Below are 18,208 nucleotides of genomic sequence, written 5' to 3' on the forward strand. Positions count from 1 at the left end.
CTCGGTGCGCTCATCGCGCTCTCGTCACCCTGGTCTCCTACGGCGCCATGCCGCAGGGACAGCTGGCCGAGATCCCCCAACCGTCGATGGCATCGGTGTTGGAAACGCTTGTCGGAGAGTGGGGTTCGGTGTACATCCGGATCGGTGTGATCCTGTCGGTGCTGGGCGCGTACCTGGCCTGGACGCTGATGGTGGCCGAGGTCCTCTTCGTTCCGGCCCGCAGCGCCGACGACCCAACGAATCGTGCGTCGTGCACCAAACGGGTGCCGGACATGGCGATCGCCGTCGTCGCGGTGATCTACACGGTGTTCCTGGTCTGGGCGGCCGGCCTGGACAAGCTGCTGCTTTCGTGCATCCTCTGCGCGCTCGGCACTATTCTCTACGTCAAGGCGCGCCGGGAGCAGGACCTGCCGATCTTCCGGCGTGCAGAGGCGGTGCTGCTGTTCGGCGTGTTCGTCATCGGGGCCGTTTCCGGAATCGTCTACCTGGCAACAGGATCGGAGGATACCTTCGAACATCCAGAGCAGGAACGGCATTCGTACTACGTCGACGATCCGTCGGCGACGCACCCGGACTGATTCGCGTTCATCGAGAAGGGACACATCATGACCGCACCATCATCGGCCTACGGAGTTCACTCCGAGGTCGGACGACTGCACAAGGTACTCGTGTGTGCGCCCGGCCTCGCGCACGAACGTCTCACCCCCACCAACGCCGACGACCTGCTCTTCGACGACGTGCTCTGGGTGCAGAACGCCAAACGCGATCACTTCGACTTCATGACCAAGATGCGCGATCGCGGGGTCGACGTCGTCGAACTGCACAACGTCCTGGCCGAGACGATGGGCAATCCGGAGGCGCGGACCTGGCTGCTCGACCGCAAGATCATCGCGAACGACACCGGCATCGGGCTCGTCGCCGCCACCCGCGAGTTCCTCGACGAGCTCGACTCCCGCGAACTCGCCAAGTTCCTCATCGGCGGGCTCTCGACCATGGATCTGCCGACCGAGCTGCGGCCGAGCAATTACATCTCGCTGGTCGACGAGGCAACCGGCCGCGGCGAGTATCTGATGCCTCCCCTGCCCAACACCCTCTACACCCGCGACACCACCTGCTGGATCTACGGCGGCGTGACGCTCAATCCGTTGTTCTGGCCGGCGCGCCACGACGAGACACTGCTGATGAAGGCGATCTACGAGTTCCATCCCGACTTCGTCGGCTCCACCGTGTGGTGGGGTGATCCCGAAAAACACTGGGGCGCGGCGACAATCGAGGGCGGCGACGTCCTGGTTCCGGGCAACGGGGTGGTGCTGATCGGGATGAGCGAACGTACCTCGCGGCAAGCCGTCACCCAGGTCGCGCTCGATCTGTTCGCCAGCGGCGCAGCCGAGAAGGTCGTCGTGGCCGGGATGCCGAAGTTGCGCTCGGCCATGCACCTCGACACCGTGTTCACGTTCGCCGATCGTGACCTGGTGTCGGTGTATCCCGCCATCATCGATGCGGTGCGGCCGTTCACCCTGGTCCCGAGTGACACGGCGCTGGGGCTCGACGTCATTTCCGAGACCGATCACTTCCTCAAGGTGGTGCAGAAGGCGCTCGACCTCGACGGACTGCGGGTGGTGGAAGCGGGCGGCACCGCGTATGCCTCCGAACGCCAGCAGTGGGACAGCGGCAACAACCTCGTCGCCGTCGAACCGGGCGTGGTGTTCGCCTACGATCGCAACACCTACACCAATGCGCTGCTGCGCAAGCAGGGCGTGGAGGTCATCACCATCGTCGGGGCCGAACTCGGCCGCGGCCGCGGCGGTGGGCATTGCATGACCTGTCCACTGATCCGCGACCCGTTGCCCGCCTGACACGCTCCGACACGGGCACGCGCCCTATCCGCCCGAATGTTTGGCAAACGAACGAATTATTCAGGCGGACTGTCGGTTTGCCCCTTCGGGAGGCCGACTCGTCTCAACCATCAAGGGCAGCTTGGTAACTGAGCACGCTCAGTCATCTGCCCGGGCCGAACGCGTCCGACGGCGGGGAGCCACCGTGCGCCCGATGGTCGGTGTTGAGGGACTTGAATTGCGCGCCAACCGAATCGATGGGCGATCGTCGCCTATCGTAGAGGCGTGGCACAGCGCTCGTATGGCGGTCGGTCGGTCGCCGAACGCCAAGCCGAACGATCCGACCGATTCATGGCGGCTGCGCTGGGCGTGTTCGGCACCCAGGGGTACGCGCAGGGAACCGTGTCGGCGATCTGCAGTGCCGCCGGGCTGTCGCGCCGGCAGTTCTACGAGCTCTTCGACAGCCGCGAGGATCTGCTGATCGCGGTATACGACATGATCCACGCCGAGGCACGCGCCGCGGTGCTGACGGCACTGGCCTCCGTCGACGAATCGGTCACCGACGTGCTGGATCGGGTCCGGCCGGGGATCGCCGCGTTCTTCGATTCGGTGGCGTCCGACCCGCGCAGGATGCGGGTCGCGTTCATCGAGGTGGGTGGGGTGAGTCCACGCGTGGAAGCCCACCGGCTGGCGGCGCGCTCCGAATGGAGCACGTTCTTCTCGGCGATGGCCAACATGATCGCACCCGACCTGACGGAGTCGCAGTTCGACTGGGATTACGAGGCAGCCGCGTTCGTCGGGGCGCTGACCGAGGCGGGTCACCTGTGGACGGGCAGCTCGCCGCGCCCGGATCAGGATGCAGTGGTCGACATGCTGATGCAGATCATCAAGTCGTTCGTCCGTGCGCGCGCACCGCACGGGTCGGGAACCTGACCGGCCACGCTACTGGGTCTGCGCCACCACCGGCGAGGACGCGACCGTGACCGCCCCGGCCACCGCCGCGATGAACGCGATCAGCGCGACGATCCCCCAGCCGGCCCGGGTCGTGTCGCCGAGGACCAGGATGCCGACGGCACCCGGGATCACTGTCTCGCCCACCACGATCGCCGCCGCCGCGCCCTGCACCGACCCCGTCTGCAGTGCGACGGTGAAGAGGTAGAAGCCCCCTCCCCCGCCGACCAGGAGCGCGTAGAAGGCCGGACTGGTCAGCAGCGCGCCGGCATCGAATGGGTCGACGCCGGGCAGGATACGCACGGCGATCGCGAGTATGCCGAACAGGACACCGCCGACGAGTCCCGCGACGATCGCGACCCGGTTGCCGAGTGTGCGGATGAGCACCGCGGTCACCGCGAACAATCCGATCGCCACGAGGAGCACCACCCAGCCCAGTACGTCGTGGTTGCCGCCATGCCCTTCCTCACCCGCGGTGAGACTGAGCACCACGAGTGCCACGACGACGACCCCGATGGCCGTCCAGTCACGACGCGACAGTCGTGCGTGCAGGAATACGACCGCGAGGACGGCGGTGACGGCCAGATTCGCGCTGATGATGGTCTGCGACAGGAACAACGGGATCAGGCGGGCCGACACCAGCGAGCCCGCGAAACCGACGACGTCGAGCGCCATGCCGGCCAGGAACCAGACGGTGAGCATGGCGGTGATGGTCGAGCGCAGGGTGGGCACGGCGTCGTCGTGGGTGTCCACACTCTGCGCGCCACGCGCCTGCAACACCGAGGCCGTGCCATAGGCCAGGGCCCCGATCACCGCCGCGAGTATCCCGATGATCACCGCCGCCCCTCCCGGGGCAGATGCCCATAGCCGGCAGGCAGATTCGTCGCGTCCCCGGATTCCACCGCCGTCACCGCCCCCGACGACGCCAGCACCACGCCGCCGGCCACCGCGCCGGCGAAGGCGATCACCGCGACCAGACCCCACCCGGGGCGGGTCGTGTCGCCGAGGAACCAGATGCCCACCGCGCCGGGCAGCACGGTCTGGCCGACGACGAGCGCGGCGGCCGCCCCGTTCACCGAACCGGTCTGCAGCGCCACCGTGAACAGGTAGAAGCCGCCGATCCCGCTGAACAGCAGCGCGTACAGTGCCGGGTCGGTGAACAGCTCACCCGGGTGGAAGGGGTCGAGGCCGTCGAGGATGCGGGAGGCGACGGCCATCACCCCGAACACCGCTCCGGCGATCAGCCCCGTGGCCGCGGCGATGTGCCGGTGCACGGTGCGCATCACGACCAGACCGAGCACGAACAGTCCCGGCCCGGCCACCAGCACCGCCCAGTGCATCCAGGTCTCGCTCACCGTGCCCTCGCTGCCGGCGGACACCGCCAGCAACACCAGCGACGCCACCACGACGCTGCCCGCGATCCAGTCGCGCGTCGTCAGCGAGACGTGCAGCACCACCATGGCCAGCAGGGCGGTCGCGACCAGGCGTGCGGAGATGATGGTCTGAGACAAGAACAACGGGATCAGCCGCGCCGACAGGATCGTCGACACGAATCCGACGATGTCGAAGGCGAATCCGATCAGGAACGGGACGGTCAGCATGGTCGCCACGGTCGAGCGCAGGGACGGGTGCGCCTTCGCCGACTGTCGCCGCTCCTCGCGGATGGCCGCGCGTTGGGCCACCTGATCGGCGCCGAGCGCCTGCAGGACGGCCGCGGCCGCGAACGACAGCGAACCGATCACCGCGATGACGATGCCGAGGGTCACCGTTGATCGGTTCCTCTCGCGAGTTCGACGAAGCGGCGCAACAGTTCCGGCGGATGTGTGACGACGCTGGCTCTCGCCATCGCCTGCAGCGCATCGTGTTCGGCCGGGTCGTAGTAGCCGTGGTGCCGGTAGGTCGTGATGCGCGTGCAGAGGCCGTCGACGTCGAGTTCGGGATGGAATTGGGTCGCATACACGCGGGAGCCGACACGGAAGGCCTGCACCGGGCAGGTCGGCGAGGAGGCCAGCGTCACCGCCCCCGCCGACAGTTCGGTGATCGCCTCCTTGTGGCCGACGAACGCGTCGAACGTCGACGGCAACACGCCGAACAGGGGGTCGGTGCGGCCGGCGTCGGTGAGGGTGACCGGCACCGCGCTGATCGGCTCGGAGAATGTCCGGTCGACCACCGCGCCCTGATGGGTGCCGAGCAGCCCGATGCCGTAGCACGCCCCGAGGAACCAGCTGTCGCGGGTGACGATCCGGTCGAGCAAAGCGGCGAGCTCGGCCTCCACCCGCAGCTGGACCGGCTCCTTGAGGTGATCGGGATCGCTCGCGTTGAACGGTCCGCCGCCGACCATGATCCCGGCGTAGTCGTCGAGGTCGATGTCACCGATCGGCCCGCGTTCGGTGCGCACCCGGATCAGGTCGCGGTCGGTGAGGCCACTGAACCTGACGAACGCGGCGTACTCTTCATCCGCGGCGTCGTCGTCGGCGCGGATGGAGAGCAGCAGGAATGGCTTCGGCACGGTCGGCGGTCGGGGCTCAGGCGGGTGCGAGTACCTCGGTCCCGACGAATCGCGCCAGCTCGGGCGGCAGCTTGACCGTGCCGTCGGGCTGCTGGTGGTTCTCCAGGATCGCGACGATCCAGCGGGTGGTGGCCAGCGTGCCGTTGAGCGTCGCGGCGACCTGGGGTTTGCCGTTCTCGTCGCGGTAACGGATCGAGAGTCGTCGGGCCTGGAAGGTGGTGCAGTTCGACGTCGAGGTGAGTTCGCGGTAGCGGTTCTGGGTGGGCACCCACGCCTCACAGTCGAACTTGCGGGCCGCCGACGATCCGAGGTCGCCGCCCGCGACGTCGATGACCCGGTAGGGCACGTCGATCGCGGCGAGCATGTCCTTCTCCCAGCCCAGCAGCTTCTGGTGTTCGGCGGCGGCGTCCTCGGGCCTGCAGTAGACGAAGCCCTCGACCTTGTCGAACTGGTGCACCCGGATGATGCCCTGGGTGTCCTTGCCGTAGCTGCCCGCCTCGCGGCGGAAGCAACTCGACCATCCGGCGTAGCGCTTGGGGCCCGCGGACAGGTCGATGATCTCGTCCATGTGGTAGCCGGCGAGCGGCACCTCCGAGGTGCCGACGAGGTAGAGGTCGTCCTCCTCGAGGTGATAGATCTCGTCGGAGTGTGCGCCGAGGAAGCCGGTGCCGCCCATCACCTCCGGACGCACCAGGACCGGCGGGATCATCAGCGTGAACCCGTTGGCGACGGCCTTCTGCGCGGCCATGGTCAGCAAGCCGAGTTGCAGCATCGCGCCCTGGCCGGTGAGGAAGTAGAAACGCGAGCCGGAGACCTTGGCCCCGCGCTCCATGTCGAACAGGCCCAGCGACGTGCCGAGTTCGAGGTGGTTCTTGGCGTTCTCGATCTCCCGCGGTTCACCGACGTGCTCGAGGACCACGAAGTCGTCCTCGCCACCGGCCGGTGCCCCGTCCTCCACGATGTTGGAGATGGCCCGATGCGCCGACTCGGCGGCCTGGTCGGCTTCGGACTGCCGGGCGACGGCCGCCTTGACCTGCTCGGCGAGATCCTTGCCCTTGGCCAGCAGTGCCTGCTTCTCGTCGCCCTGCGCCTTGCCGACCTGCTTGCCGAGCGCCTTCTGTTCCGACCGCAACGTGTCGGCCTCGACGATGGCGGCGCGGCGGGCGGCATCGGCGTCGAGCAGTGCGTCCACCAGGCCGGGGTCCTCGCCGCGGGTGCGTTGCGATGCGCGCACGACGTCGGGATTGTCACGCAGAATCTTCAGGTCGATCACAATGCAGAACCCTACCGGGATGCGATCGCTTACCTGACGCTGACGGCGCCAGGCATGATGGATGCCGATGACTTCCAACGACGAGCACCCCGACTGGCAACGCAGACTGCTGTCCAATCCGGTCCGCCTGATCCTGTCCGCAGTGGTCATCGGCGCGATCGTGGCAGGGGCCGTCGCGCTGGCGATGGGGGTGTTCAACGACAGTGGCAGCGTCGGCGGCACCGACATCGGCGAGAACGAGCGTCTCGCGGAGAATGCGTTCACCCAGTCGGTGGCCGGCGACTGCCTGGACTGGGCGCAGGGTGACCCGGGCAATCCGTCCAAGGTAGGGTGCGAGCAGAGGCATCGGTTCGAGGTCGCCGGACCGCTGAACACCGCCCAGTTCCCCGGTGCGGAGTTCGGGGAGAGCGCCACCTGGCCCGGCGTGGATCGGTTCGCCGCGATCCGCGACGAACAGTGCCCGGTCATCGTCGACGCCTACCTCAACGGCCGGCTCGACCCGCAGGGCCGATTCTCCGTCGGCATGATGTATCCGTCGCAGGCCCAGTGGGACAAGGGCGCGCGGGAGCTGCGCTGCGGGCTGCAGCAGACCGGGAAGGACGGCACGCCCGATCAGTTCGTCGGCCGCGTGGCCGATCAGGACCAGTCGTTCGCGTGGCCGGCCGGTACCTGCATCGGCATCGATCCCCCCACCAAGAAGCCGACCGGATACCCGGTGAGCTGCACCGAGCCGCACGCGTTCCAGACCACCGGCACGGTCAACCTGGCGGTGAAGTTCGGCGACGCCCGGTCGGGCAAGCCGTGGCCGCCCGTGGCGGCGCAGAACGACTATCTGGCGTCCATCTGCCCGGTGCAGGCGACCCGGTTCATGGGTGGCAAGAACAAGCTGGATGCGTCGACGCTGAACGTGCAGTGGTCGGTGCTCGCCGAGCCCAGCTGGCTGGCCGGCAGCCGCACGGTGGTCTGTTATCTGGGCCTGCCCGACGGCGGCGGGTTCGCCACGCTCGTGGGCGACGCGCGGTCGACGCTGTTGATCAACGGCAAGCTGCCGGTGCCACCGCCCGCCGCGCCACCGGGCCGCGCGCTGCCGACTCCGGTGCCGTTGCCGCCCGGGGTCGCGCCGAACCCGGAGGAGGTCCCGGCACCCGCCGGGTGAGTCGATGGCTGTCCGAATGTCCGACGACGACTTCGACGGACTGGTGTCCGACGCGCTGGACACCATTCCGTCCGAGTTGACCGACAACATGTCCAATGTGGTGATCCTGGTGGAGCCGCGCCACCCGGAATCCCCGCACATCCTCGGGCTGTATCACGGTGTGGCGCTGACCATGCGTGACCACGACTACGGTGGCTTCCTCCCCGACACGATCACGATCTATCGCGATTCGATCCTGGCGATATGTCACACCCGCGAGCAGGTCGTGCGCGAGGTGGCGGTGACGGTGATCCACGAAATCGCGCATCATTTCGGCATCAGTGACGAGTGGTTGCATGCGAATGGGTGGGGCTGAGGGTGGGAGCCCGCTCGGTGAGTGCCGATGTCCTCTCAACGACGTCGACCAGCCGAAGTCTCTCGTGCGGCAACGCGCAGCACCGCTCGGCGAGAATGAGTTCCTTTGTTGGTGCAGTGGACACGCGCGCAGAGCCGAGAGACTGCCCACTCTCCCGAGTACCCGAGTGTCTCTGTACTCACCGACTCGCCGAGTTATGAAGCACCGGTTGCGGACATGAGTTTTGAGACGACCCGCTGCCTGGATGAGCGTTTCGAAACCTATGTGTCCCGAACGGTCGTATTCGAGACACTGGCTGTTGGCCCAGCCACGGGTCAACTGTTCGGCCACCGCATGTGTGCGGTGTCGATCACGAAGTCGTGTCGGTGACTGACCAATCCCGCGCTGACAAGGGTGGCATCGGTGACGTGTTCTGGGTCCGCGTCGTCGAGTGCATGGGTGTGTTCGATCTCGACGGGATCGTTGCGTGGCCACACCAGGGCGGCGACAATGACGCCGGTTACGCTCAAGCAGCCCAGCACAATCCAGGCGGGGCCGAATCCGAGTGCGATACCCAGCCATCCGGCGATCGGGTATGTCACCAACCAACACAAGTGGGACAGCGAGAATTGTGCCGCGAATACCGCTGCCCGGTCGGGCGGCGCCGATGATCTGCGCAGTACCTGTCCGATGGGGGTGAGGGCCAGGCTCATGCCGACGCCGATCGCCAACCAGATGACCACCGCAACGGGCCATGTGGTTGCGGCGGGGATCAGGATCATCAGTACCGCTGCAGCGGCGGCGATGATCAGCAATCCGCCACCGGTGAACATCACCGGCCGTACGGGTAGTCGATCGAGAAGCCGGGGCAGCAGCAGTGCTACCACCATCGTCCCGGTGCCGGACGCGACGAGCAGCCATGCGACATCGGACTGTGTGCCGTGCAGGTGGTCGCGCACCACGTTCACGGTACTGACCATCACGATCGATCCTGCTCCGGCCACGGCGAGGTCGAGGGCGAAGACGCCACGCAGGCGCGGGGTGGCCAGGAAGACACGGATTCCGGCGACAGTGCGGTCGAAGATGCCATCCCGTTGGCTGCGTTGGGCATTGGGGATCGAGGTGGACACGACCAAAGCCGCTGATCCGAGGAACCCGACCACGGTGACGAGAAACAGCCAGTTGTAGCTCATCACCATCAGCGCGAGCGCTGCCAGTACCGGGCTGAGCAAGGACTCCATGGTGGAAGCCAGTTGCGATGCCGACAGTGCCCGTGTGTATTGGTTCTCCGCGGGCACGATATCGGGAATGACTGCCTGGAACGTCGGAGTGAATGCCGCCGACGCCGTTTGCAAGACCGCGACGAGCACGTAGATCTGCCACACCTGATCGATCCACGGCAACGCCAGAACCACCAACGCCCGCACCACATCCAAGCTCACCAACATCAACCGGCGCGGTACCCGATCGGCGAAGGCCCCCGCGATCGGCGCGATCACCACGTAGGCAACCATCTTGATGGTCAACGCTGTTCCGAGGACCGCAGCCGCTCTCGCTCCGGCCAGATCGTAGGCCAGCAGACCCAGAGCGACCGTGGTCATCCCCGTCCCGAACAACGCGACCACCTGCGCAGTGAACAAGTGACGGTAGTCGCGGATACCGAACAACGCACGCGCTGATCCTTGGGCCGCGAACGCACCCCGGCCAGATGACAACGACATCAGCACACCCGCGTGCATACGTTGTTACCGCACAACACTATTGACCGAGAGTGCAAACCGGTCAGCGACGACCAGATCAACGTGCACATCGCCCGAGCCCCGAAACTTCACTATCTGCGCACATGCATAGATAGTAGGTCAGGCCGGATGGCCACGCCACCCCGGTCGCCACTGGCGAACCACTGCGCGGCTCCTCCAACGGGCGAGCCGTACCCAGTGTTGTCAGGGCCGATGACCGACAACGCACCGAAACTCGGTTGAATGTCCTCGTTGAACGTCAACGAGACACGTTGCGGCAGCGTATCAACCGTGGCGCCGTCGCCGGGAGTGCTGCTAGATAAGCGATGAGACGCCGCAGGCTGTGGTCGCTCAGAGGTGCACTCGCGCCCGGGTTGGATTTGTCGATCACCCCATCGGGTCGGTCACCAACGGCTCGTCCACGCGCGCGCCGAACGGTCCGGTGACCGCGCCCCAGCGGTGCACCACCCACAGCCCGTCGCGATACTCGAGTTCGATACTGCCGGTGTTCTGCAGATGCGTGCCGGCGGCGAAGGCCGGGTCGATGTCGCCGAGATGCGCCGCGATGAGCCGGATGGCCGCACCGTGGCTGACGATGTAGACGTCCTGCGGATCGTCGGCGGCCAGGAAACGGCGCGTGAGGTCGTCGACGACGGGCAGATACCGCTGATACACCATGGCCAACGATTCGCCGCCGGGTAGGCGTGCGTCGAGCTCACCGCGGTGCCAACGCCCGACGACGTCCTTGAACACGCCGTGCGCGTCGTCGTCGAAGCGGTCCTCGAGCTCCCCGACCTGAACCTCGTGGATACCCTCGGCCACAACGGGTTCCACACCCCACACCGATCCGATCAACTCGGCGGTCTGCTGCGCGCGCCGCGCGGCCGAGCTGACGAGGGTCACCGGCTCCGGATGTGCGTTCTCCAGCGCGAAGCGAACCCCTTGGCGCACACCGAAATCGGTGAGCGCCGCGCCGGGCAGTGCGGTGTCGAGGCGGCGCATGACGTTGGAGGTGGTCTCACCGTGACGGACCAGATGCAGTCGCGCCACTAGAATCCGTCTCCGCGCTGAAGGGATTCGAACCACCGAACGGACTCGCGATGGTCCGGCGGCAGCGCACCGGCGGCGCGATCCGCCTGCCATGAGCCCAGATACACCACACGGTCACTGCGACGATACAGCGCACGCAGGGCCTCGCCGACGGCGTCGTCGTCGAGATGCCCGATGGCATCGAGGTAGAAATGGTAGGAGCCACGCTTGTCCTTGCGCGGACGTGACTCGATGCGTGTGAGATCGATTCCGCGCGAGCCGAACTCGTTCATCGCGGTCATCAGGCTGCCGGGCACGTTCGGCAGGTCGAGGATCACCGAGGTGCGGTCGTGACCGGTGGGCGGCAGCGGCGGAGCGGGGCGTCCGATGAGCAGGAATCGGGTCTCCGCGTCGGCGGCGTCGGCAACCCCGTCGGCCAGAATCACCAGATTCGAGATCTCCGCGGCGAGCGGCGTGGTGATGGCGACGTCGGCATGCCCGGCCGCAACATCCTGCGCAGCAGCCGAATTCGACGATGCGGTGACGAATTCCGCTCCGGGATAGAGCTTTTCCACCGAGTCACGCACCTGCGCGGCCGCGACCGGGTAGGCCGCGACCGTCCGGACGTCGGAGGCCGACATGGCCTCACGCGCGGCCACCGTGAACGCGACGTCGAGTATGACCTCCGCGAAGATCTGCACCCGGCCGTCCGAGTCGGTTCCGGGCGGGACCAATGCGTCGGCAGTCGCCGGCACCGCACCCTCGACCGAACTCTCGATGGGCACGCAACCGAACGCAGCGGCGCCCGAGCGGACCATCTCGATGGTCGCGGCGGGGCTGGTGGTGGCGACCTTCTGCGCATTGCCAGGATCCGGGTCCGATGGCAGGGCTGGGCGCGCGAGAAATTTGTCGAGGGCCATCTCGGTGAAGGTTCCCGGAGGACCGAAGTAGGCGTACACGGACACACCCAAAGAGTAATCGAGCACCGTGACAGACCCGTTGACGTCTCACGATCCGATCACTTAGGTTAGGGTTACCTACATTGAAGGGAGCCCGCATGACCCGCGCCATCACCGACCGTCCGACGGACGCCGAACTGATCCAGACCGCCTGTCGCCGCGTGCAGGGCGCGACATTGGCCGTCGAGGGAGCCGACCCGACGCCCGTCAACGTGGTGCACCTGTTCGAGTCGCAGGCGTTTGTGCTGGTCCCGACCGACGGTGACGCGACAGTGCTGGTGAGCGACAGCCACGACGGATTACCGGCGATGGTCGAGGTGACCGACTGCGCGCCCATCGACCTGCGGGAGCGTGTGCGCTCCCTGATCTGGCTCAACGGCCGCCTGCATGCCGTCCCGGCGAATCTCGAACGAGACCTCGCGCTCGAGATCGCTGCCGAACACCCCGACGACGGACTCCTCGACCTCGGCCACGGCTACTCGATGCTGCGGCTGCAGGTCGACAACGCGGTGATCGCCACCGGATCCGGCGCGGCATCGGTCCCCGCTCTCGAGTTGGCCACCGCGGCACCCGACCCGTTCTGGGAGTACGAATCGGGATGGATCGCCCACCTCGACGCCGATCATGCCGACGTCGTCGGACAGTTGGCCCGCAAGCTGCCCAGGAATCTGCGGGACGGGCGGGTACGCCCACTCGGACTCGACCGGTTCGGCATCCGCTTCCGCGTCGAAGGCCCATCCGGCGACTCCGACGTCCGACTGCCGTTCCCTCGACCGGTCACCGACGTCTACGAACTCTCGCAGGCGTTGCGCGGTCTCGCCGGGTGCCCGTTCATCAACAGCTTGCCGGAGTGATTTCTGCGCTCCGTAGGGTGGCCGCATGGCTGTCCCGCTGCGTGAGCTGCTGAATCCGCACCCACGCGATCCGATCGCACGGGTGTCCGACCCGATCGAGCGGCGGGGCATCGTCATCGAGCTCGTCATCGTCGGGATTCTGACATTCGCGTTCTCCGCGATCGCGGCGGCGCTCTCGCTCATCGAAGCCCAGCTCTCCGGTGGCATCGGGAACACGACCGTCGCGCTCAACCCGGTCCGTTCGAATCTCGGGTGGATCGACTTCACGCGGCAGCTGATGAGTGCCATACGACTCTTCGCCATCGGCGGGTTGGGTGCCTACCTGTTGTGGCGCAGCGGAATCGGCCTGGACCGGGTCGGGTTGGCGCGCTGGGCGCCCCGCCGACGCGATGTGCCGCCCGGCCTCGCGTTGGCCGCCGTGATCGGGCTCCCCGGACTGGCTTTGGTCGCGATCGCCCGCGCCCTGGGCATAAACGCGCACCTCGTGCCCAGCGAGGTCGACGGCGTCTGGTGGCGATGGCCGGTCCTGATCCTGATCGCGATCGGCAACGCCGCGGCCGAGGAAATCGTCGTGGTCGCCTACTTCATCACGCGTCTGCGTCAGTTGGGTGCGCCGGAAAACGGGTCGCTGGCCGCAAGCGCGGTGCTGCGCGGCGGCTACCACCTCTACCAGGGTGTCGGGGCCGGCCTGGGCAACATCGCGATGGGCCTGGTCTTCGGCCGCTACTTTCAGCTCACCGCACGCGTCTGGCCGCTCGTCGTCGCGCATGCGGTGATGGACGTGGTCGCGTTCGTCGGGTACGCACTGCTGCACGACCACCTGGGGTGGGTTGGGTGAGTGGCGCCGCGGGACCGAGCCCCTCGTGACGCCCGCTCGTTCGCGCGGGGCTCCTGATAAGGATCGGTTGGCCACCGCCCCGGCCCCAGGGCCTTGATGAGGTGCGGGACACCAGTTCGCCCCCGGATCGCTGAGATGCGAGGCGCCAGCCGCTTTAGGATGCGCTCGCATTACCCACGACCTGCCGCGAAGGGGCGTTCCCATCCACCATGAAGACCCCTTGCCACCGGACTCGGTCGCCGCTATACTCGAACATACGTTCGATGCGATCGAGAGGGGGACTCGATGACCAGTAACACCACAACCACCGACGGCACTGACACCGGCATCGTGTCGCTCTACCGTGAACTCGACGATGTGTTGGATCGGATCGCCGCCGCCGATGCCACCCCGGCCTCCTACGACGAGGTCGTGGCGGTCGCCGAAGTCCATGAACGCTCCGCGCGGCGGATGAGCTTTATGGGGTTGCAGCGGTTGCTGGACTGTTCGGACCGCAACGTGGTCGGCGAGGAAGGGTACCGGTCGCTCACCGATTTCATGGTGGACCGGCTGCGGATCACCGATACCGGCCGCCGGCGTAAGCAGATGGCGGCGCTGTTGTCGTTGCACGCGCTGTCGGGTGAGAAGTTGGACCCGCAGTGCCCGACCCTGGCGGAGGCGTTCGCCGAGGGTGCGATCGGCGTCGACCATGCGGTGACCGTGATCGGGGTGCTCGACAAACTCCCCACCACACTCGACGCCGAGCAACGCGCCGCGGCGGAAGAACTGATGGCCGACTACGCCCGCGTGCACACCCCGAAAGAGTTGACCACCCTCGGTGCGCGGCTGCTGGCTCACCTCGATCCCGACGGCGCCCTGACCGACGAGAAGGATCGGGCCCGGCGACGCAGCCTGCACCTGTCCAAGCAGGACGCCCAACTGATGAGTGCCCTCGAAGGCCAGTTGGATCCGGTCACCCGGGCGTTGTTGGATGTGGTGCTCGATGCGTGGGCGGCGCCGGGCATGAACAACCCGGCCGACGAGGCCTCGCCCAAGGGCAGCAAGGACGATGCCGATCCCGAGGCCCTGAAGCAGGCCGCCGAGCGGGACCTCCGCACGCCCGGGCAACGTAATCACGATGCCCTGCACGCGCTGCTGCAGGCGGTCGCCGACGGTGGCCTGCTCGGGAAGAGTCATCGCGGCCTGCCGCCGCATCTGATCATCACCATCTCCGAAACCGAACTGCGCGAGCGGGCCGGGGTGGCGTCCACCGTCGGTGGTGCGTTGCTGCCGATCGCCGACGTGATCGAACTGGCCGCCGAAGCCCACCAGCACCTCGCCGTCTTCGCCGACCACACCGCCCAACCGCTGTACCTGGGGCGGGCCAACCGGTTCGCCACTCAGGCCCAGCGGATGATGCTGCTGGCCCGTGACGGCGCCACCTGTACCTGCCCGGGTTGCAGTCAGCCGTTCACCCACACCGAAGCCCACCACGCCGAACAGGATTGGAAAGACGGCGGGCTCACCGACGTCCAGGATCTGGCCGCCGCGTGCCCCACCCACAATCGGATGGTCGGCGACAAGCCCGGCCAGTGGTCGACCCACATCATCAAGACCGGGCCCGACGCCGGCCGCCCGGCCTGGACGCGCAACACCCGACGCGGCAACGGTAAGGGTCGGCCGCGGGTGCGCATCGATCGCACCCGGGAGGTCGCCGAAGCGTTCACCCGCCACCTGCACCGGACCGACCAGACCCGACCGGCCCAGAATCGTTCGGCCACAACCGAACCCAAAACCCCGACCGGACCGCCCGGTCACCCCGAGGAACGCCGACGCATCCCCCGGTTGATCGCCGCGGGATGGTCAGTCACCGTCGTCAACCTCGGGTGACGCTTCGAGACGCTCGCTCGTTCCTCGCTCGCCATAGCCGAGAAACGAAGGGTCAAACGACCAACGACTCGAGCGGATACGGCGGCACCCCCGCGCCCACCACCCGGACGTCACCGGACGGCGTGATCTCGGTCAGCCGGGCCTCGGCCGGTTCGCCACCGGGGACCGCGACGGACACCCGCGTCACCCGGGCTTCCTTCCATGAGCGTACCGACGGCCCGAAAACCGTTCCCGCCCAATGGTAGTGCCCGTCGAGCGGGTCGAGGTGGCCGAGCAGCCGGGCGCGGGCGACGATCTGGTCGTCGTCGGTGGCAAGGATGACGTCACCGTCGAAGACCTCGTCGTCGATCGATCCGGCGCCGAGCACCACGAAGCCGTCCTTCACGCCACGACGGATCACGGCAGGAACCCGCCGCGCCGCCAGCCGTACCGGGACAACCGCGACATCAGCCCCGCCTCCTCGAAAAATGCTGCCAGCGAGGCGAATCCACGGATCTGCGCCTCGTGGAAGTGCGGGTTGGCCCGCGCCGCCCTCGCCGCCTCGCGCCCGTCGAGTCCGGCGCGGCGATACATCGCGGGGTTGGTGAACAGGCGACGGAACGTGAGTCCGGCGACGGCGTGGCCGTTGGAGGCCACGAAGGTCTCCCACCTGCCTCGAATCGGCTTGCGCCGCATGATTCCGTCGCGGGCGAACCCGATGTGGCGGGCTTCCTCGGCCACGTGCACCTGCATCAGTCTCGCGACCAGCGGCTGCAATTCCGGATGGTCGAGCATCTCCCGCTGCAGGGCGTCGAAGATCTCCTCGCCGACGAGCGCCGCCACCCACAACAGACTGCCGCGCAGCGCATACGGCAAGAGAGCCATGACGAGACGTTCGTCGAGTCGCATCCGGAACGGCCGGGCGCCGGACCAGTCGATGGCGCGGCCGAACATCACCATGTGCCGGCACTCGTCACCCATCTCGGTCAAGGCATAGTGCGTGGCCGCCGACGACGGGTCGGCCTTCATCAGCCGGGCGAGCAGCGTGCGGTTGAGCAGGTTCTCGAACCAGATCCCCACCGAGAGGATGTTGGCGAGTTCGTGACGGGAGACCTCGATGCGCTGCTCCTCCGACAGTCCCTCCCAGATGTCGGTGCCCACCAGGGTCAGCACCGTCGGCGGCAGGAAGTACCGGCCGGGCCGCGGGGGTGAGTCCCAATCCAGGTCGACGATCGGCGAGTACGACCGCTTCACCGACCCGTTGATCAGTCGACGGGCGATGGCCTCGCGCTCGACGGTGGTGCTCATCTTCAGACCTCCCTGGCGACGCGGCAGCTGTGACTTCCGACACTAGAACGAAGTCGCAAAACGTGTCAACACTCACTGTTACAGTCAATGATGGGTGCATTGCTCACCACCTGCGATGCGTACATTGGTTGGGATGAACCAGCCAGAGCCGCCGATGATGCGACGTGGCGCCCCGCCTCCGCAGGGCCCCGCGCGGCGCTCCGGCGACCCCGGCCAGCCAGGTCCGCCGGTGCGCAGCCATCGCCGGCCGGTACCGCCGCCACCCCCGGCACCGGCCCCCGCACCGGGGCCGCCGCGCAACCTTCCGCCCCGCGACAATCGGCCGACCCAGCGCGCCGCATCGCCCGCCGGCCAGCGCTACCAGCCGCCTCTGGCCTGGTCGAACGCTCCCGACCAGCCGTCACGCGCAGGCACCCGGTACGCCCCCACCCAGCGGCCCGAGCCGATTCCGGCCGCGCCGACCCGTGATCCCGCGCGGCGCCGCACCGAGCCGCGCCGGACCGACCCGGTCCGCAGTACGCCACCCCCGCCCCGCCCGCCGGCATCGTCGCGTGGATCGGACGGCGCGTCCCCGCGGAAGCCGGCGGGCGCGACGGCGAAGCCGCGTCGCCGTCGCAAGATGCGCATCGGCCGCATGATCCTGGTGATGCTGCTGGTGCTCGTCGTCGGTTCCGTGGGACTCGTCTTCTACTACGACTCCCAGTTGCATCGCACCGACGCGCTCGCCGCCTACGCGGGGCGCCCGGCCGACACCCCGGGAACCAACTGGCTGATCGTCGGCACCGACTCCCGATCGGATCTGTCCGCCGAGGAGAAGAAGGAACTGTCCACCGGCGACAGTGACGGCTCGCGCACCGACACCATCATGCTGGTGTCCAAGCGGCCGGGCGGTAAAGCGATGATCACCAGCATTCCGCGTGACCTCTATGTCCCGATCCCCGGCATGGGGTCGCACAAGATCAACGCGGCATTCAACTTCGGCGGCCCCCAACTGCTCGTCCAGACGGTCGAGGGGCTGACCGGTGTCCACATCGATCACTACGCCGAGATCGGCTTCGGCGGATTCGACCAGTTGGTCGACGCCGTCGGCGGCGTCCGCATGTGCCTCGATCAGCCGCTGAACGATCCGAAGGCGGGACTGAACCTGCCGGCGGGTTGCCAGAACCTCAACGGCCAGCAGGCGCTCGGCCTGGTGCGCACCCGAGCCTTCCCGAACGCAGACCTCGAACGGGTCGTCAACCAGCGAAAGTTCCTGAGCGCGTTGATGGCCAAGGCCACCAGCCCGGCCGTGCTGTTGAACCCGTTCCGGCTGATCCCGTTCGTCAACGGTGCGGTCAACGCGGTCACCGTCGACAAGCGCGATCACATCTGGAATCTGTTCATGCTGGCACTCATGTTGCGGGGCAACCCCATCACCACGACCACGCCCACCGGCGGCGACGAGTACACCGACGACGGTGACGCTCTCGTCGTCGACGACTCGACCACACAGTTCTTCGACCACATCCGCACGGGCACAGCCGTTCCCGAGGATCTGCTGTCGACCGGCGGCGGCGCGGTCGGCTGAACGCCCGA

The 18,208-nt window shown here is 67.5% G+C and carries 18 protein-coding genes and 1 pseudogene; 9 read left to right on the forward strand and 10 right to left on the reverse strand.

The window, feature by feature from the left end; genetic code table 11:
* Positions 1 to 17: 17 nt before the first annotated feature.
* The 3 genes and pseudogenes from ACWDTI_RS03525 to ACWDTI_RS03535 form a co-directional block, all read left to right on the forward strand.
* A pseudogene (locus ACWDTI_RS03525) lies at positions 18 to 578 on the forward strand (arginine-ornithine antiporter); the annotation flags it as partial.
* 27 nt (positions 579 to 605) lie between these two features.
* Positions 606 to 1,856, forward strand: a complete 1,251-nt coding sequence (locus tag ACWDTI_RS03530; protein ID WP_449736652.1) for an arginine deiminase — start codon at positions 606 to 608, stop codon at positions 1,854 to 1,856.
* A 264-nt stretch (positions 1,857 to 2,120) separates the two neighbouring features.
* Entirely contained in the window at positions 2,121 to 2,768 is a 648-nt protein-coding gene (locus ACWDTI_RS03535; protein ID WP_449736653.1) for a TetR/AcrR family transcriptional regulator, read from the forward strand.
* A 9-nt stretch (positions 2,769 to 2,777) separates the two neighbouring features.
* Here the strand turns inward: ACWDTI_RS03535 and ACWDTI_RS03540 are convergent, their stop codons facing one another.
* The 4 genes from ACWDTI_RS03540 to serS are packed head-to-tail and all read right to left on the reverse strand — an operon-like array spanning position 2,778 to position 6,568.
* Positions 2,778 to 3,623 carry a hypothetical protein gene (locus ACWDTI_RS03540; RefSeq protein WP_449736654.1) on the reverse strand — a complete coding sequence of 282 codons (846 nt, stop codon included), beginning with the start codon at positions 3,621 to 3,623 and terminating at the stop codon, positions 2,778 to 2,780.
* A complete protein-coding gene (locus ACWDTI_RS03545; protein ID WP_449736655.1) occupies positions 3,620 to 4,552 on the reverse strand; it encodes an EamA/RhaT family transporter in 933 nt (310 codons plus the stop codon). The genes ACWDTI_RS03540 and ACWDTI_RS03545 overlap by 4 nt, the downstream gene beginning before the upstream one ends.
* Entirely contained in the window at positions 4,549 to 5,295 is a 747-nt protein-coding gene (locus ACWDTI_RS03550; RefSeq protein ID WP_449736656.1) for a glutamine amidotransferase, read from the reverse strand. Before ACWDTI_RS03550 ends, ACWDTI_RS03545 begins: the two co-directional genes overlap by 4 nt.
* Before the next feature lie 16 nt (positions 5,296 to 5,311).
* Positions 5,312 to 6,568 carry a serine--tRNA ligase gene (gene serS / locus ACWDTI_RS03555; protein ID WP_449736657.1) on the reverse strand — a complete coding sequence of 419 codons (1,257 nt, stop codon included), beginning with the start codon at positions 6,566 to 6,568 and terminating at the stop codon, positions 5,312 to 5,314.
* A 67-nt stretch (positions 6,569 to 6,635) separates the two neighbouring features.
* Here serS and ACWDTI_RS03560 point away from each other — a divergent pair, with 67 nt between their 5' ends.
* On the forward strand, positions 6,636 to 7,724 hold the full coding sequence (locus ACWDTI_RS03560) for a septum formation family protein (RefSeq protein WP_449736658.1): 1,089 nt from the start codon (positions 6,636 to 6,638) through the stop codon (positions 7,722 to 7,724).
* 4 nt (positions 7,725 to 7,728) lie between these two features.
* On the forward strand, positions 7,729 to 8,079 hold the full coding sequence (locus ACWDTI_RS03565; RefSeq protein WP_449736659.1) for a metallopeptidase family protein: 351 nt from the start codon (positions 7,729 to 7,731) through the stop codon (positions 8,077 to 8,079).
* A 314-nt stretch (positions 8,080 to 8,393) separates the two neighbouring features.
* On the opposite strand, the gene ACWDTI_RS03570 is transcribed toward ACWDTI_RS03565, so the two are convergent.
* The 4 genes from ACWDTI_RS03570 to pheA form a co-directional block, all read right to left on the reverse strand.
* Positions 8,394 to 9,779, reverse strand: coding sequence for an MFS transporter (locus ACWDTI_RS03570; protein WP_449736660.1), 1,386 nt, complete (start codon positions 9,777 to 9,779; stop codon positions 8,394 to 8,396).
* A 110-nt stretch (positions 9,780 to 9,889) separates the two neighbouring features.
* Positions 9,890 to 10,177, reverse strand: coding sequence for a copper resistance CopC family protein (locus tag ACWDTI_RS03575; protein WP_449736948.1), 288 nt, complete (start codon positions 10,175 to 10,177; stop codon positions 9,890 to 9,892).
* 7 nt (positions 10,178 to 10,184) lie between these two features.
* Positions 10,185 to 10,847 carry a histidine phosphatase family protein gene (locus ACWDTI_RS03580; protein ID WP_449736661.1) on the reverse strand — a complete coding sequence of 221 codons (663 nt, stop codon included), beginning with the start codon at positions 10,845 to 10,847 and terminating at the stop codon, positions 10,185 to 10,187.
* Complete coding sequence (gene pheA / locus ACWDTI_RS03585; RefSeq protein ID WP_449736662.1) at positions 10,847 to 11,791, reverse strand: prephenate dehydratase; 945 nt, start codon at positions 11,789 to 11,791, stop codon at positions 10,847 to 10,849. The genes ACWDTI_RS03580 and pheA overlap by 1 nt, the downstream gene beginning before the upstream one ends.
* Before the next feature lie 92 nt (positions 11,792 to 11,883).
* Between pheA and ACWDTI_RS03590 the strand changes: the two genes are divergently transcribed.
* The 3 genes from ACWDTI_RS03590 (at position 11,884) to ACWDTI_RS03600 (ending at position 15,346) form a co-directional block, all read left to right on the forward strand.
* The gene (locus ACWDTI_RS03590; RefSeq protein ID WP_449736663.1) at positions 11,884 to 12,639 is read left to right on the forward strand and encodes a DUF2470 domain-containing protein; all 756 of its coding nucleotides are present in this window, start codon (positions 11,884 to 11,886) and stop codon (positions 12,637 to 12,639) included.
* A gap of 25 nt (positions 12,640 to 12,664) precedes the next feature.
* Positions 12,665 to 13,477, forward strand: a complete 813-nt coding sequence (locus tag ACWDTI_RS03595) for a CPBP family intramembrane glutamic endopeptidase (protein ID WP_449736664.1) — start codon at positions 12,665 to 12,667, stop codon at positions 13,475 to 13,477.
* Between the two features lie 285 nt (positions 13,478 to 13,762).
* Positions 13,763 to 15,346, forward strand: a complete 1,584-nt coding sequence (locus ACWDTI_RS03600) for a DUF222 domain-containing protein (protein ID WP_449736665.1) — start codon at positions 13,763 to 13,765, stop codon at positions 15,344 to 15,346.
* A gap of 52 nt (positions 15,347 to 15,398) precedes the next feature.
* Here ACWDTI_RS03600 and ACWDTI_RS03605 read toward each other — a convergent pair whose 3' ends face one another.
* The gene (locus ACWDTI_RS03605; protein WP_449736666.1) at positions 15,399 to 15,746 is read right to left on the reverse strand and encodes a DUF4873 domain-containing protein; all 348 of its coding nucleotides are present in this window, start codon (positions 15,744 to 15,746) and stop codon (positions 15,399 to 15,401) included.
* Entirely contained in the window at positions 15,743 to 16,633 is an 891-nt protein-coding gene (locus ACWDTI_RS03610) for an AurF N-oxygenase family protein (protein ID WP_449736667.1), read from the reverse strand. The genes ACWDTI_RS03605 and ACWDTI_RS03610 overlap by 4 nt, the downstream gene beginning before the upstream one ends.
* A gap of 133 nt (positions 16,634 to 16,766) precedes the next feature.
* Here ACWDTI_RS03610 and ACWDTI_RS03615 point away from each other — a divergent pair, with 133 nt between their 5' ends.
* Entirely contained in the window at positions 16,767 to 18,200 is a 1,434-nt protein-coding gene (locus ACWDTI_RS03615) for an LCP family glycopolymer transferase (protein WP_449736668.1), read from the forward strand.
* Positions 18,201 to 18,208 lie beyond the last annotated feature (8 nt).

This window comes from Gordonia sp. NPDC003424 (assembly GCF_053588655.1).

Excerpts from the sequence above, each read along its gene's own strand:
- ACWDTI_RS03590 (WP_449736663.1), top strand. The coding sequence starts at position 11,884 with ATGACCCGCGCCATCACCGACCGTCCGACGGACGCCGAACTGATCCAG.
- ACWDTI_RS03560 (WP_449736658.1), top strand. The coding sequence starts at position 6,636 with ATGACTTCCAACGACGAGCACCCCGACTGGCAACGCAGACTGCTGTCC.
- ACWDTI_RS03595 (WP_449736664.1), top strand. The coding sequence starts at position 12,665 with ATGGCTGTCCCGCTGCGTGAGCTGCTGAATCCGCACCCACGCGATCCG.
- ACWDTI_RS03570 (WP_449736660.1), bottom strand. The coding sequence starts at position 9,779 with ATGTCGTTGTCATCTGGCCGGGGTGCGTTCGCGGCCCAAGGATCAGCG.
- ACWDTI_RS03615 (WP_449736668.1), top strand. The coding sequence starts at position 16,767 with ATGAACCAGCCAGAGCCGCCGATGATGCGACGTGGCGCCCCGCCTCCG.
- ACWDTI_RS03610 (WP_449736667.1), bottom strand. The coding sequence starts at position 16,633 with ATGAGCACCACCGTCGAGCGCGAGGCCATCGCCCGTCGACTGATCAAC.
- ACWDTI_RS03530 (WP_449736652.1), top strand. The coding sequence starts at position 606 with ATGACCGCACCATCATCGGCCTACGGAGTTCACTCCGAGGTCGGACGA.
- ACWDTI_RS03565 (WP_449736659.1), top strand. The coding sequence starts at position 7,729 with ATGGCTGTCCGAATGTCCGACGACGACTTCGACGGACTGGTGTCCGAC.
- ACWDTI_RS03600 (WP_449736665.1), top strand. The coding sequence starts at position 13,763 with ATGACCAGTAACACCACAACCACCGACGGCACTGACACCGGCATCGTG.